Below are 14915 nucleotides of genomic sequence, written 5' to 3'. Positions count from 1 at the left end.
GCGGAGGGTTAATGAGCGCGCTAAAAATATTAAAATTTTTCATCTCTTACAAGTTCGCGCTCTGCCTCCTTTTCGTTCTAGCCGCAGGTGCCGGCGTCGCGACCTTTTTAGAGAGCATTTACGATACGCAAACTGCTAAAATTTTAGTCTATGAGGCGCGATGGTATGAGTGCGTCATGGGTGCTGCGACGCTGAGCCTGCTCGGCATTATAATTAAAACCAAAATGTGGCGCCGCTTTGGCTCCTTCGTCCTTCACGCGGCATTTATCGTCATCTTTATCGGCGCGGCGCTGACGCGCTATTTCGGCACCGAGGGCGTGCTGCACGTAAGAGCGGGCGAGAGCGAAAGCGAGATGGTAAGCGTCAAACCATACTTGCAAATCCGTACGCAAGACGCGCTGTTTGAGCACCCGCTAAATCTATCTCAGATCGGCGATAACGATTTTAGCTTCACGCAAAGTATAAATTCTAAAAGCTTCACCGTCAAATTTAGCTCCTACAAACCCGCGCCCAAAGGCGAGCAGGGCACGCTTGCGGTAAAAGCGGGCTTTGAGGGCGGAAGCGAGCAAGAAGCGCAGCTGCGCGGCGGTGCGGGCTGGCTGGGCGAGCCTAAAATTTTAAACTTTGACGGCGAGGAGATAATGCTAAGCTGGGGCTCGAAACTCGTAGAGCTTCCATTTGCGGTAAAGCTTTTGAAATTTAAGCTCGAGCGCTACCCGGGCTCGCAAAGCCCGTCGTCCTACGCCAGCGACGTTGAAATTTTAAAAGAGGGCAAGAGCGCGGGGGAGCATGAGATTTATATGAACCACCCGCTAAGCTTTGACGGCTTTAAGCTTTTTCAATCCTCTTATGACATGGACGAGCGGGGCACGGTGCTGGAGCTTAACCGCGATCCCGGTAAAATCCCCACTTATTTCGGCTATTTCTTACTTTGCGTCGGATTTATCGGCAATCTTTTTACCGCGGGCAGCAGGTTTAAAAAGTTAGCTAAATTTATCAAAAATAACGCACCCGCCGCGCTTCTTTTGATTGCGCCGCTTTTTTTCAACATTGAGCTTCGCGCCGCGGATGAAAACTATCTGGCAAACCTTAAGGCCAACTCGCGAGTTCATGCAAACGGCGCGTTCGCGGAGCTTTTGGTGCAAGATTACATGGGCAGGATCAAGCCGCTTAGCACCGAAGCAAGCGAGATCGTAAATAAAATTTCAGGCACGGAGGGGCTTTATGGCTTAAGTGCCGAGCAGATGATCCTAGGAATGAGCCTAAATCCTGCTTTCTGGCGCGATCAAAAGATCATCAAAATCAAAAATGACGAGATCAAAAAGATGCTAGGCTTGGCGCCACAGGAGCGATATGCGAGCTTTAATTCGGTCTTTGATGAAAACGGCAACTACAAGCTCGCCCACGCCCTGGACGAGGCGAATGAAAAAAGCGCCTCGCGCCGCGGCGTGCTCGATAACGAGCTGATTAAATTTGACGAGCGGCTAAACATCGCGTATCTGACCTTTAGAGGGGTGTTTTTTAAATTTATTCCCGTGCCGAACGACCCGCAAAACACCTGGCTTTCGCCGAACGACGCCTTTGCGGATTATAGCATCGCTCCGCAGATCAAAGGCGTGCTAAACGACTATCTAAACGGCTTGCAGGATGGAATTTCGGATAATGATTGGGCTAAAGCGGATGCAGCGTTAGCGGAGCTGAAAAACTACCAAAGAGCTACCTCGGCAGCTATTCTTCCAAGCGAAAACCGCGTCAAAGCCGAGGTGTTTTACAACAAAGCTTCGGTTTTTAAAAAGCTCGTTTATTGCTATATGATCCTAGGCGGCGTAGCTCTAATATTGGCGCTTTTGGGCGCACTTTGCGGCAAGAGCTTCATGCTCGCGCAAAAAATTTTATTCGGAGCCTTTGCCGCAAGCTTTGCGGCGCATACCCTCGCGCTTACGTTGCGCTGGTACGTCGCGGCTCACGCGCCGTGGAGCGATAGCTATGAGTCGATGATCTACATCGGCTGGTCGGCGGCGCTTGCGGGGATTATATTTTTTAGAAAGTCCCTGCTTACGCTAAGCGCGAGCTGCTTGCTAGCCAGCATCGTGATGCTAGTAGCGCATATGAGCTTCGTAAATCCGCAGATCACTAACCTTGTGCCGGTGCTAAAATCGTATTGGCTTAGCATCCACGTATCTGTTATCACGGCTAGCTACGGATTTTTAGGACTTAGCTGTCTGCTCGGTCTTTTGGCTCTTGTTTTGATGGCGCTTAAAAACAGCGCCAATTGCGAGCGGCTTAACGCGCAGATCAGATATATAACGGCGATCAACGAGATCAGCCTCATCGTGGGGCTTTCGATGCTGACGCTCGGAAATTTCTTCGGCGGCGTATGGGCGAATGAGAGCTGGGGGCGATACTGGGGCTGGGATAGCAAAGAGACCTGGTCGTACGTCTCGATCATCGTCTATGCGATCGTGCTGCATCTAAAGCTTATCCCGAAGCTCGGCTCGATCTATGTTTATTGCGTAAGCTCGACGCTCGCGTATAGCTCGATCATAATGACCTATTTCGGCGTAAATTTTTACCTAACCGGCATGCACTCTTATGCCGCGGGCGATGCGCCGCAGATACCCGCGCCGTTTTATTGTATAATAGCGGCGGTATTTTTAATAATCGCTCTTGCTTTCAGGGGCAGGGACGTAAAAACGATATGAAGGAGTAAATTTGAAAAAATTTATAATAGCGCTGGTTTTGGCTGCTGCGGCAAATGCGGGCTTTATCAGCGAGGGCATTCAGGCGCAGCAAAGCGGCGATCATAAAAAACTCGCAGAAATTTACGAGCGAGCGTGCGGTTTGGAAAATAAAGCTTCGGGATGCTATAATCTGGCCGTTTTGTATTTTGAGGGCACCGGCAACGTAGAGAAAAATTTCGAAAAAGCGATCAGCCTCTACGAGAAGGCGTGCGGCGCTAAATTTGCGCTTGCGTGCAATAATCTAGGCTATATCTACGAAAGCGGCAACGGCGCGGATCAAAATTTTACCAAAGCCGCGGCTTATTACGAAAAAGCCTGCAAAGATAACGAAGGCTGCACCTCGCTCGGGCTTTTATACGCAAACGGCGCCGGGCTTGCAAAGGACGTCGTCAAGGCGGCGAGCCTTTATGAAAAAGCCTGCACCTACGGCGATATGATGGGCTGCAACAACCTGGGCTATCTGTATCTAAAGGGCGAAGGCGTGCAGCAAAGCTTCGCAAAGGCTAAAATTTTTTACGAAAAAGCTTGCGGCGGCGACATCGGCATCGGCTGCAACAATCTAGGCTATCTATACGCCTTCGGGCAGGGAGTGGATCAGGATTATAAGCAGGCAAAGCAGCAGTATGAAAAAGCTTGCAATCTCGGCCACTTCGACGGTTGCAATAATTTAGCCATAATGTATGCCGAGGGCAAGGGCGTGAAGTCCGATAACGCCAAAGCAAAAGAGTTTTTCAAAAAAAGCTGCGACGGCGGCATCAAGATGGGATGCGAGAATTTGGAATTTTTAAACTCGATTAGTAAGTAAATTTAAAACATCAAATTTTTAAGGAGACAGTATGATTTTACGTTCGTTTTTAGCTTCGGCTGCACTCGTCGCGTTCGTTTGCGGTGCCTCGATGGACGGGGCCAATAAACCGGCAAAGCCTATGTTTCAAAGCGTGGATCCTAGTAAGGCTACGCTTGTAGGAAGCGGCGAGGACAAAGAATACTGCGCCGTTTGCGGAATGAGCCTGGTAAAATTTTATAAAACCAACCACGTTTGGAACGGCAAGCAAGTAGCTTCTCTGCACTGCTTGTACGAGATTACGGGCGGCAAAATTCCAAGCGATGCACAGGTCGTCGATACGAAAAATCTAAATTTAATCGACGTAAATAAAGCCTTTTACGTCGTGGGTAGCAAGGTCAAAGGCACGATGAGCCGCAATAGCAAATACGCCTTTTCAACCGAAGCCGACGCGAAAGAATTCCAAGCCGAAAACGGCGGCGAGATAGTGAACTTTGCCAAAGCCTACGAGATTGCGGGGCAGGATTTTGAGGGCGATAATAAGATGATCAAAGCCAAGCGAGAGGGCGGCGTTTACGCGCACGGTAAAGAATTTTATGAGACAAACTGCGCTAAAACTGAAGCGAAAAGCTTTAAAGCCATCTCCGAGCTTAAAGCTCATCTCAAAAATGTTTGCGACGCAAAGGGCGCGAGCAAGGAGCCTGAGTACGACAAACACCTGCAAGCCGCGGCGCTGTATCTATGGGATGCACCGGCAAATTTAGGCAGCAGCGGTAAAGATGCAAAAGCGAAAAAACCTGAAAAGATCGTCGTGCCGGAAGGCGCTAAATGCCCGGTCTGCGGTATGCTGGTAGGTAAAAACCCTAACTGGGCGGCGATGATAGAGGTTCAGGGCGGCGAGAGTCTGTATTTTGACGGCGTGAAAGATATGATGAAATACTACTTCCAAAAGGGCAAGAGCTTTGATAAAATTTTCGTAACCGACTACTACAAGCTGCACAAGATCAACGCTAAAAGCGCCTTTTACGTGCTCGGCTCAAACGTCTTAGGGCCGATGGGCGACGAGCTCATTCCGTTTGAGAGCGAGAGCGCGGCTAAGACCTTCGCTAAAGATCACGGAGGCAAGAGCGTGCTTAAATTTGACGAAATTCAAGAGAGCGTAATAGAAGGGCTATGAGGCTCATTTGCGCTTTAACGATTTTTTTTGCCGCCCTTTACGCGCTCATTGCGGTGCATTATGTGAGCTTTGATCGCGCAGAGGGCGAGCAGTGCCTGCAAAAGCTCGCGCGCGAGATAAAGGACGTGCGGCTCTCGAGCAGCTTTAAGAGCAAGGCCTACGCGGAGTTCGTCTATGATAAGTAAAAGCTTCATCGACTACTCCGTAACTCTGCTGCGAAAAGACAGAGCCGACCACTCCTTTAGCTTTGTAATATTTGCATTTATCGTTTTTATTTTAAGCTCGGTGCTTTTTATCTCCGGTTCCATTCAAAACGATCTCGAAAAGGTCATCAAGCTTAGACCCGACATCGTAGTAGAGGCTCTGCGCGCGGGCAAACGCGACCTAATGCACGACGGCTATATCTACGACATCTCTAAGATTGCAGGCGTCAGCGAAGTGCAGGGCGCCGTGGACGGGATGTATTACTTCGCTCAAAAGCGCGTTTGGTTTCATATCGTAGGCGACGAAAGCCTGAGCGAAAACGAAATGATCGTAGGCGAGGGGGTAAAGGCGGCGATGGGCGAGTGGTACTACGAGGATGAGTTTCACTTTTTGACCGAACAGCGCCTAATCGCGATTAAGATTAATAAAATTTCGCCGCATGAAAGCAGCATCGTCTCAAACGACGTGATCTATCTAAACCCCGCTACCGCGCGCGAGGTGCTAAGCCTGAAGGAGGGCGAATACACCAAGCTCTACGTAAGCGTGCCCAACCCCAACGAAGTAAGCGAAGTAGCGCTTAAGATCGTAAATTTATACCCCAACACGCAAGCTCTCAGCGCCGAGGACGCGGTAGCCGAAGTAAGGCATCTGTATTATTACAAGGGCGGGATCTTTATGGTGCTTTACGCCGTGGCGATGATCTCGTTTTTCATCTTGCTGAAAAATCAAATTTCGCTCGCATACGGCGAGAAGAAAAAGGAAATCGCGATCTTGCGCAGTATAGGCTTTTGTATTAAAGACATCATCGCGATGAAATTTATTCAAAATTTCATCGTCTCGCTAAGCGCTTATCTGCTCGGCGTCGCGGGCGCGTATGCTTATGTTTTTATCCTGGATGCACCGCTTCTGCGCGATATATTCTTAGGCGGCGAGCTGCGAAATTTCATCACCTTCACGCCTGCGATAAATTTCAATATGCTCTTTTTGATCTTCGTCTTTAGCGTGATCCCGTTTTTAGCCTTCGTCATCATCCCATCCTGGCGCATCGCTATCGGCGATATGAGCGAGGCGGTCAAATGAGCAAGATAGAGATCAAGCAGCTTTATAAAATTTACAACGAGGGCAGGGCGAATGAATTTCGCGCTTTAAAAAATATAAGCTTAAGCGTCGAAGAGGGGCAGATCGTAATCTTAAAAGGGGTCAGCGGCAGCGGCAAAAGCACGCTTCTATCCATCATAGGCGCGCTTGCTAAGCCTAGCAGCGGCGAGGTTTTGGTGGACGGCGCAAACGTCTCCAAGCTCGCCGATATCGAAAGCTCCGCGTATCGCCACAAAAAAATCGGTTTTATCTTTCAGTCTTTCAACCTGCTTGAGGCGCTTAGCGTCTATAAAAACGTCCTTGCGCCGCTTAGTCTTGAGCGGCTGAGCAGAGATGAGCTTGGCGCGCGCATAGACGAAGCGATGCAGATCGCTAATATCGCGCATAAAAAAGATCAGATCGTCTCCAGCCTTAGCGGCGGCGAGAAGCAGCGTTGCGCTATCGCAAGGGCGCTCGTGATGAGGCCGCAGATCATCTTAGCCGACGAGCCGACGGCAAATTTAGACAAACAAAACTCGCTCGGTTTCATCGAGATGCTCTCAAAGCTCAAAGAGCTAAAAAAGACCGTTTTGATCGCGACGCACGACATACTCTTCGACGAGTTAAGTTTCGTAGATCGATATGTGTTTTTAAAAGACGGAGAAATTTCTGCATGAGCGTATTTTTATCGGGCAGCGTGATCGCGTTTTTGGCCGTGGAGCTGATCGTAATAACGCTGATGACGATCTCGCAGTTTCACATCGTGCGGATCATGCGCTATTGGGACTTTAACGCCACCTCAAATTTACAATACGCCCTGGAGAAGAGAAACTATCTCATCAATACCATTTTGTTCTTCACGATAGCGTGCAAGATCATTTTGTTTATATTTTTCGCGCTCTGCTTAAACGAGCTCTCTTCAATCGTGCCCGGCGCGATGTGTTCCGCAGGCGTCGTGGGCTCGAACCGCTACGGCAATATCCTGCTGCTTTTAAAAATTTTACTGATCTTCGGCTTTGGGCTCTGGCTTATTTTAAACAGCCTCGATCTTAAAGCGGGTAAATTTCCTTATTTAAAGCGCAAATACCTGATCTTTACCATCCTTTTTACGGGCGTTTTGGCGGAGTTTATTTTAGAAATTCTATTTTTTACCAATATCCCGTTGCGCGTGCCGGTGTTTTGCTGCTCGGTCGTATTTCGCGCGCCGAAGCTCCCGTTTGGATACACGCAGGCGCTTTTGGCGACCTTTTTCTACGCGATATTAGGTGCCATTTTGATCTTAAATTTCTTAAAGCAGTCGATGGCGAGCTTTGCTTTAAATTTGCTCTTTTTGTTCGTCGCATACTACGCGATCACCTATTTTTTCGGGCTTTACGTTTACGAGCAGCCTAATCATAAATGCCCGTATTGCATGCTTTTGAAGGATTATTACTTCGTCGGCTATGCGATCTGGGGCTCGCTGTTTTTGGGTATATTTTTCGGCATCGTGCCCTTTTTAACGGAGCTCATCACTAAGCGCGCCTATACCCACCTGCTTAAATACTCCTCGTTCTGGCTTATTCTAAACGCGCTCATCTGCAGCGCCTACGTCGTCAAATACTACTTCGTGCGGGGCGCGCTGCTATGATTAAGAAAATTTTTGCCGCAGTTTTGCTCGCCTGCGTGATGGGGCTGCTCATATCGTCTATGGATATAGCCGAATCCAAAATTTCCGTGCGCCACGGCAACACGGATAAGCAGCCGCTGCAGATTGAATTTGGCAAATACCTATGTCACGAGAGCGGCACGGTGATAAACGATCTATATAACACCGCTCAGGCCGTTATGCCAAACGGCGATACATATTTTTTCAACGACATCGCAAACGTCTTCATGTGGCTGATGCGGCAAAAAAACAAAGATGAGATCGTGGTGTGGGTCTATTCGCAAGATACCGAAAGATACATCATCGCCAAGGACGCCTGGTACTCGCGTGTCGAGATCACGCCGATGGGATATGGCTTTGGCGCGTATGAGTTTCACAACTACGGCAGGAGCGACTACTACTACGACGAGATCGTGCTGTGCGCCGCTCGCGGCGAGACGCTGCTAAATCCGCTCATCAATATCCTACTATCTGAAAATAAAATTTAGCCTCGCGGCGAATTCGAAAAATGAAATTTAGTCCTGCGATGGATCGGAAATAAAATTTAGCCGTGCGGCAGGTAGAAATAAAATTTAACTCCGCAGCAGGCGTGACTTGTCGCAGATACAGCTCGCAGATTAAATTTTACCCGCGTGCAGCTTGAATTTTATTCGCGTCCGCACCTTTTATTAAATTTTTACCCGCCGCTGCTTTCGTTAAATTTAGCTCGCGTCCGAGTTTGCGTTCGCTCGCAATTATTAAATTTACTCGCATTTGCCTGGGTTCGCATCGGTTTGCTCGTTAAATTTTACCTACCCGCGCCGCTTGCTCGCGCCTGCCGCTTCGTCCCGCCGCCGATTAGTTTAAAATTCCAGGCCGCATTCGCCCGTCGCGCGATCAATAAATTTATATCAATACGGGCGCCGAAATTTTAAGCTATAATGGCGCTAAATTCCACATTAAAGGAGCAAAAATGAGCGAAATTTTAGATCAGACGCTGGAGCGCGCGAAAGAAATTTTAGGAGCGGAGGCGCTGGATCTTAAGATCGAGCGCGCGGTCGTGGGGCTGTTTTTTAGCGGCGTGAAGCTGCAAGGAGGCGCGTGCGGGCTTAGCTATACGCCGCTAAAGTCCCTATCGGGCGCCGTTTGCTGCCCCTCGCAGGCAAGCGCGATGCCCGATTCGGGCAATATCGCAGGCAAAAGCGTGCGCTATCTGCTGCGCGATCTGGGCTCCACCGCGCCGCTTAAAAAGACGCTCGCGCTTGCCGCGCTAAATGCGCTTGGAAGGGCGTGTTTCAATAAAATCCGCGCGGATTACGACGTGAAATTCGGCGCCGATCCCTTTGAGCAGCTGCAGATCGAGCGCGGCAGCTTTAGCGTCGTCGTGGGCGCGCTGGTGCCCTACATCAAGACGCTGATGAAAAATGGCGCGGATTTTAAAATTTTAGAGCTTGATAAAAGCACGCTCAAGCAGGCCGAGCTGCCGTTTTATCTGCCCGCAAGCGAGGCCGCAAGCGTCGTGCCGCACGCCGACAACGTGATAATCACGGCTACGACGCTCATCAACGACACGCTGGATGGGCTTTTGCGTCTTAAAAAAAGCGGCGCCAAGCTCGTGCTCGTGGGGCCCACCACGCCGCTACTGCCGCAGGCGCTGTTTGAGCGCGGCGTGGACTTTGCGGGCGGCACGCTCGTGCGGGATGCGGACGCGGTACTCGATATCATCGCGCAGGCAGGCTCGGGGTATCACTTTTTGGGTAAATTTGCCGATAAAATCACGATCTGTAAGGGCTAGCGCGCGGATTGAAATTTTAAAATTTAGCGCGCAAAGGGCTTAAATTTAAAGGAGAAAATATGCAAAAGTGCGTTTATATCGTGCACGGCTACGACGCTTCGCCTAAAAGCCATTGGTTTGCCTGGCTCAAAGGCGAGATCGAAAAATCGGGCGCGAGGGCGAAAATTTTAGCGATGCCTACGCCTGCGCATCCGAAGCTTGATGAGTGGCTGAAAACTCTACGCGAAAGCGTAAAATTTGAAGGCGAAGTTTATCTGGTCGGACACAGCCTCGGCTGCCCTACGATCTTAAATTTTTTGCAAAGTAGCGCCGCAAGCACCGCAGTAGAGGGCGTAGTGCTGGTCTCGGGGCTTGCAAAGCCGCTTAGCGATCCACAATTTAAAATTTTAGACGAGTTTATGGACGGCGGCTTTGATTTTGAGCGCATAAAAGCCGCCGCAAAACAGCGCGCGGTGGTTGCCGCAAAGGATGACTATATCGTGCCGTTTAGTTTCAGCCGCGAGTTAGCGGGGCAGATCGATGCTAAGTTTTACGAGGTGCAAAAAGGCGGGCATTTTTTAGATAGAGACGGCTTTACGAAGCTTGATCTCGTGTATGAAATTTTAGAGAAAATGATGAAATTAAAGGGTTAGGCTTTGGGCAAACATACCCGCGCCCGCTAGCTCGGTTTTTTTGCATTTGAGTTCGCCGCTCGCATTTTTCTCTGCCGAAGTTCGGATTTGCTTTGCGGCTAAGATAAGGGCTTCGTATTTAACCCGCCAAAGGTTTCGCTGCCCGCATAAATAAGCCCGCGGTGCAATCGTCGTTTGCAAAAACGAGTTCCGCGCCGTTTTAAAATTTTGCAAACGCTGCAGCAAGGATAAGTGCGTTTTATATAAATTTCAAAACGCAGCAGTTGACGGGTTTCTGGTTGTGGTAAGATAAAATTTAGCGCCCGCGGCGGAGCTTTTTCGACTACGAAATTTTAAAGCAAGCGGGATGAGCTAAATTTTAAATCTCGCCCAGCTTACGAGGGCTAAATATGCACCTAAGTCCGTATCGCGCGAGAGATAAAATTTAGCGAGCGCGAAAGGCGCATAGGTCTAGCTTTTCTTTTCGTTAAACACATACGAAATCACGAAAACGATCAAACAAACGGGCGCGAACGCAAATGCAAATGCCACGCTCCAGCCGACGGCACGCTCGCCCAAAAAATACCCCGCCGCGAGGCACGTCAAAAACCCGCCGTAAAAAGCGCCAAGCGATAAATTTTCTACCGCAAAAAGCAACAAACTAAGATTTGGATTTTTTATAAATAGCTTACTTGGCTTAAAGTTTTTATACCTTTTGAACAAATACCAAAGCAGCGCACAAGCTAAAATCGCAAATATTGCGATAAAAACGGTAATCCTTAGCGCACCATCCAAAGGCAAAACCTCTAAAATCAATGCCGCTGCCCACCAAGCGAGCAAGAAAACTATCGGCAAAGCGAGCAAATATCTCGCCGTCCTGTGAAATTTATACCTTTGCTCCGCATCCATCGGTCTTAAGTCCCATAAATTTTTTAATAAAATTTATATAAAACTTTTAGCGCATCTCTATATCTCTACCGCCCAAATAATATTCTTCCAGCGGATAATTTATGTTGCCGCAGTTATCAAATTTAAAACCTTTTCCGATACCAACTACGGCATTTTTTCTCTCTTTATAGTATTTCTTCACGATAATAAAATTTCCTCTCTCTCTCGTATCGCACAGATACTCCGAATGGTTAAATTGCATATAATTGCCGTTAAATATAGCAAATTTATCAAGAAACAAAGTGCCTGTGACTTCTTTCTCGCCACCGTCAACCATAACTATCGGTCTGTCAAATCCAACGCTCGTATCTTTCAAATTTATTTTTAGATATTTCTTCGGATCGGTTTTTTTAGCCTTTAACTCTTTCATCAGTATCTGCTCGGTCGTTTTTCCCTCTTGGTAATATTTTTCTAATACTTCAAAACAATTCGATAAGTTTATATTTTCTAGTTCATAGTATGCAACCTCGTATCTACTGGACCAAAGACTACCGAAGGTTTTCAACCTATAAGCATCAATCATCCAATATAGCTTTACATCATAGTCCAAATATGCCCCGGCTACTCTTTTATACAACTCCTCTTTGGGCAAAATTCTGTTTTCTTTGAGGCAGTATCCTTGCTTGTATTTGTCGTAGTCGGAAAGGGAGACTATCACAAAGCCTCGCGAAGTGGAGTAGTCGGGGATTATGCGGATAAATACGGCACAAAGTATTATTATAAGAAGCAACGTGCCAGCTAGCACTTTAAATTTAATAGACCTGTAGAATTTCATATCAGTCCTTTTCTATCCATCCATTCGTTAGAGGCTAATTCTTTCGGACCAGGAGGAGTTTTCTTTCCCCACAAATAATAACTCAATATATCGGCGCCGTAATTACCCTCTAAGTCTAATCTTAGATCAGTTTCTTTTTCGGTTACATTCGTTAAGATAAAATTTTAACTAACTTTATCCGCCGTGAATCCACATATCCAGCTCCTGTTCCGCCGGGACTTTGATATCAAAATCTATATTTCCGCAATTATCGTATGAGAATTTACGTCGCAGATTTTTCATATGGGTATAAGCCAAGACTTCGTTAAGGCTTTCTAAGTTCTCATATCCGTTTTTTATTCGTATTAAATTTTCTTTGCTTTTGATTTTTGTTAAATCTTCTTTATTGTTAAGCTCAATATACCAACTTATATAATCAGGTCTGGCATAATTCACAAAAAATTGATTTTCTTTAATTAAAAATGATTTTTCTAAAAACATTTTTCCGTTATGAAATGGATTTTTCTCTTCCGATAAGATAATAGGCTGTCTAAAGCCCAAAATTTCATCCTTATATACAAAATATTTTGATAGATCGGAGATATCTATTTGCGTCTTGTCTTTTATCTCATAATCAAAACTCTTTCTGTCGGTATTTTCAACTAAAAAATCAAACCAGTTTTCTTCATTGAAATCGCCGATTAGATAGAGCTTGGAGATGTGCGCCGTATAAAAACTATGGCCGAAATTTTTTATATCGTGCTCATCGATAATGGTATTTCGCAGAACCTCATAGTCGTGATATCTTTTAAAATAATTTATAGCGGCATTTCGAAGTAACTCTTCGTTGCTCAGAATTCTATTCTCTTTTAGACAATATCCCTTTTGATATTTGTAATAGCTAAAAATATTAACTATGCAGGAGCCTTGCGAAGTGGAGTAGTCTGGCACAATGCGGATAAATGCGGCGCAGAAAAATAGCGCTGCGGCTAGGATTTTAAATTTAAGTTTGTGAAATTTCATAATGATCCTTTAAATGACGCCAGCTAAGCAAACGCATATCTAGCCGCTCCGTGAAATTTATACCTTTGCTCCGCATTCATCGCCCTGAGCTTTTTAAATTTGAGATAAATTTACGCGATGCTCAAAATTTTCTACCCGTGCCAGAACCCCTTTGCATCGCTAAATTTAAGATCTGCGCTGCCAAATTTTAAATCGCCGCAACATTTAAATTTAAATTCTCGCGGCGCTCAAATTTCTCTCGGCGCGGCGCCAAAAATTTCAGATAAGCTCTAAAGCCGCGCCTTAGTCTTATGCCCGCAAAATTTAATCGCACCGCAAAAAGTCGGTCTGCGCGTAAAATTCAGCGGCGCGGCAAAAGGGGAGCCCGTCTCATAAAACGGCGCCGCATAAAATTTAACCGCGCCGTAAAAGCTACTCCGCTGCGCAAAATTTAACCGCGCGGCGCCAAAGCTTGTTACTTCTTCGGTTTGCTTAGCTCATAGCCGAAGTGGATCTTTTTGCTCTCGCCCGGCTTTAGCTCAAAGTCCCAGCTAAGCAGTCCGTCCTTGCCAAGGCTGCTCTGCTCGGGCGAGTTTTTCAGTGCGACCTTTACGTCCTCATGCGTCGAAACGGGCGCTCGCTCTTGCAAAACCACGTTCCACGCGCGCTTGGAGCCGTTTTTGATCTCGTAGTCCCAAGCCATGGAATTTTTGCTTTCGCCGCCGAAAAATGAGTTTTTTGTGAAGTTGTTTGCCTGCTCTTTTTTGACTTCGATCAGGCTGTTTTTACCCAAGTACGCCGTTGCTTCGGCGTTTGCGACAAAGCCTAGATGCACGAGCCCGATCTGCACGCCGTCGAGCTTTATTAGCGTTTCGCCCTCCTCTATGTTTCTTTCGGGGCTAAATTTAGCTCGCACGTAGGCCGCCTCGCTGCCGTAGCCGTCGATGAGCAGATCAAATTTCGCATCCAGGCTCTGTTTATCGAAGCTAAACTCGCCCGCCTCGCCCGCTTTGAGGCTTACGCCGCTGATTTTCCACACCTTTGAGAGCGAGCTTTCGATATTCGCGCCCGTCCTTGCATACGACGATCTAGCCTCCATCGCAGGCGCGACCCTATCCATAGTCGCCTCCTCTAGCATCACATCCTTTTTATACGCTGCCGCGGGCGCCGGCTTTGCAGGCTCGCCCTCGTACCACGGATAAAACGGCTGCGGCGCGGTCTGCGAGGAGTATTCGTAAGGATACAGCGCGATCGTCAAATTCGCTAGCTCGGCGTTTAGCGGATTTTGCACCGAGAGTTTTTGCGCGACCTCGATTTTGCCGCTTGCAAGATCGGCAGAGAGCTCGTTGTGCGTGTAGGCGCTTACGTCAACGGGGTAGTTGATCTTAACGAAGCTTGGATCGCAGCCAAAGTTCGCGTTTAAGCGGCGTTCGTTCTTGATCGCGTATTTTGAAATTTTCTCTTTGAGCTTTCCGATTTGCTCGTCCGTCTTTGAAATTTCGCCCGCTGCAAGCAAGACTTCGTCGTAAATTTTTTGCGAATCCGCCTTTAGGCTCGCCAAACTTCTATCTTTTAAGCTCGCAAAATCGCTTAAAAAGCGCTGCTGCGCCTTAAGCGCTACCAGGCGGTCGTTTAGCTCGCGCAGGCTCTTTTCGTCCGCCTCTTTTTTGGCGAATTCCGCGTTTTTCACGGGCTCAATCTCCCCCAAAGACAATTCGCGCACTTCGCAAGAGCCCGCGATCTCGATGCTGCGGATATCCAAGTACTCCGGTACGTTCACGCTGAAGTTTGATTTTTGCGCGCCGAAGTTTTGGTACAAGAAGGCGGAGTTCGCGTAGATCTCAAGGCTGTTTTCCTGCGCGCTTAAATTTACGGCAAGCGCCGCAGCTGCGCTTAAAAGCACTATTTTTTTCATTTTCGCTCCTTAAAAATTTTACGTAATTGTAACGATAAATTTTGATTTTTATGCTTAAAATTTAGAGCGAATTTTAAAATTCCGGCCCGGTGCTCGCTTTGAAATTTTAAAATTTCGCCGCCGTAAAATCCCCGCCGCGGACGTTAAAATTTTGCCGCTGCTAGCGCTCATTAAGTCCTCTCGCTCTCGCAGCCGAAGCGATAAAATTTTAAAATTTCGAAGCTTCTATTTCGCGGACGAGCTTGTACCCCTCTGCGAAGTCAAACCGATAAAAATGCAGGCG

Annotated in this window: 14 protein-coding genes; 10 read left to right on the top strand and 4 right to left on the bottom strand. The window is 47.5% G+C overall.

What is annotated here, in order from left to right:
* The first annotated feature begins 11 nt into the window (after nucleotides 1–11).
* The 10 genes from ccsA (at nucleotide 12) to Q0274_RS08645 (ending at nucleotide 10034) form a co-directional block, all read left to right on the top strand.
* The gene (gene ccsA / locus Q0274_RS08690; protein WP_298028989.1) at nucleotides 12–2702 is read left to right on the top strand and encodes a cytochrome c biogenesis protein CcsA; all 2691 of its coding nucleotides are present in this window, start codon (nucleotides 12–14) and stop codon (nucleotides 2700–2702) included.
* Between the two features lie 10 nt (nucleotides 2703–2712).
* Entirely contained in the window at nucleotides 2713–3546 is an 834-nt protein-coding gene (locus Q0274_RS08685; RefSeq protein WP_298028987.1) for a tetratricopeptide repeat protein, read from the top strand.
* A 31-nt stretch (nucleotides 3547–3577) separates the two neighbouring features.
* Complete coding sequence (locus tag Q0274_RS08680) at nucleotides 3578–4702, top strand: nitrous oxide reductase accessory protein NosL (protein WP_298028985.1); 1125 nt, start codon at nucleotides 3578–3580, stop codon at nucleotides 4700–4702.
* The gene (locus Q0274_RS08675; protein WP_298028983.1) at nucleotides 4699–4887 is read left to right on the top strand and encodes a hypothetical protein; all 189 of its coding nucleotides are present in this window, start codon (nucleotides 4699–4701) and stop codon (nucleotides 4885–4887) included. Before Q0274_RS08680 ends, Q0274_RS08675 begins: the two co-directional genes overlap by 4 nt.
* Nucleotides 4877–5986, top strand: coding sequence for an FtsX-like permease family protein (locus Q0274_RS08670; protein ID WP_298028981.1), 1110 nt, complete (start codon nucleotides 4877–4879; stop codon nucleotides 5984–5986). The genes Q0274_RS08675 and Q0274_RS08670 overlap by 11 nt, the downstream gene beginning before the upstream one ends.
* Nucleotides 5983–6660 (top strand): ABC transporter ATP-binding protein, encoded by a 678-nt coding sequence (locus Q0274_RS08665; RefSeq protein ID WP_298028979.1) that lies wholly within the window; start codon nucleotides 5983–5985, stop codon nucleotides 6658–6660. Before Q0274_RS08670 ends, Q0274_RS08665 begins: the two co-directional genes overlap by 4 nt.
* Nucleotides 6657–7610, top strand: coding sequence for a hypothetical protein (locus Q0274_RS08660; protein WP_298028977.1), 954 nt, complete (start codon nucleotides 6657–6659; stop codon nucleotides 7608–7610). The genes Q0274_RS08665 and Q0274_RS08660 overlap by 4 nt, the downstream gene beginning before the upstream one ends.
* The gene (locus Q0274_RS08655; RefSeq protein ID WP_297989635.1) at nucleotides 7607–8116 is read left to right on the top strand and encodes a hypothetical protein; all 510 of its coding nucleotides are present in this window, start codon (nucleotides 7607–7609) and stop codon (nucleotides 8114–8116) included. The genes Q0274_RS08660 and Q0274_RS08655 overlap by 4 nt, the downstream gene beginning before the upstream one ends.
* A gap of 464 nt (nucleotides 8117–8580) precedes the next feature.
* A complete protein-coding gene (locus tag Q0274_RS08650; protein ID WP_298028976.1) occupies nucleotides 8581–9402 on the top strand; it encodes a DUF364 domain-containing protein in 822 nt (273 codons plus the stop codon).
* 59 nt (nucleotides 9403–9461) lie between these two features.
* Nucleotides 9462–10034, top strand: coding sequence for an alpha/beta hydrolase (locus Q0274_RS08645; RefSeq protein ID WP_298028974.1), 573 nt, complete (start codon nucleotides 9462–9464; stop codon nucleotides 10032–10034).
* Nucleotides 10035–10484: 450 nt separating this feature from the next.
* Here the strand turns inward: Q0274_RS08645 and Q0274_RS08640 are convergent, their stop codons facing one another.
* From Q0274_RS08640 to Q0274_RS08625, 4 genes are all read right to left on the bottom strand, one after another.
* Nucleotides 10485–10922: a hypothetical protein gene (locus tag Q0274_RS08640; RefSeq protein ID WP_298028972.1), complete on the bottom strand. Its 438-nt coding sequence runs from the start codon at nucleotides 10920–10922 to the stop codon at nucleotides 10485–10487.
* A 46-nt stretch (nucleotides 10923–10968) separates the two neighbouring features.
* Complete coding sequence (locus tag Q0274_RS08635; RefSeq protein WP_298028970.1) at nucleotides 10969–11736, bottom strand: hypothetical protein; 768 nt, start codon at nucleotides 11734–11736, stop codon at nucleotides 10969–10971.
* A gap of 174 nt (nucleotides 11737–11910) precedes the next feature.
* Nucleotides 11911–12738: a hypothetical protein gene (locus tag Q0274_RS08630; protein WP_298028968.1), complete on the bottom strand. Its 828-nt coding sequence runs from the start codon at nucleotides 12736–12738 to the stop codon at nucleotides 11911–11913.
* A gap of 454 nt (nucleotides 12739–13192) precedes the next feature.
* Complete coding sequence (locus tag Q0274_RS08625) at nucleotides 13193–14632, bottom strand: DUF4139 domain-containing protein (RefSeq protein WP_298028967.1); 1440 nt, start codon at nucleotides 14630–14632, stop codon at nucleotides 13193–13195.
* Nucleotides 14633–14915: the final 283 nt, after the last annotated feature.

The sequence above is a fragment of the uncultured Campylobacter sp. genome, assembly GCF_937973075.1.
Classification (GTDB): Bacteria; Campylobacterota; Campylobacteria; order Campylobacterales; family Campylobacteraceae; genus Campylobacter_B.
This window is presented reverse-complemented; position numbering and strand designations above follow the sequence as displayed.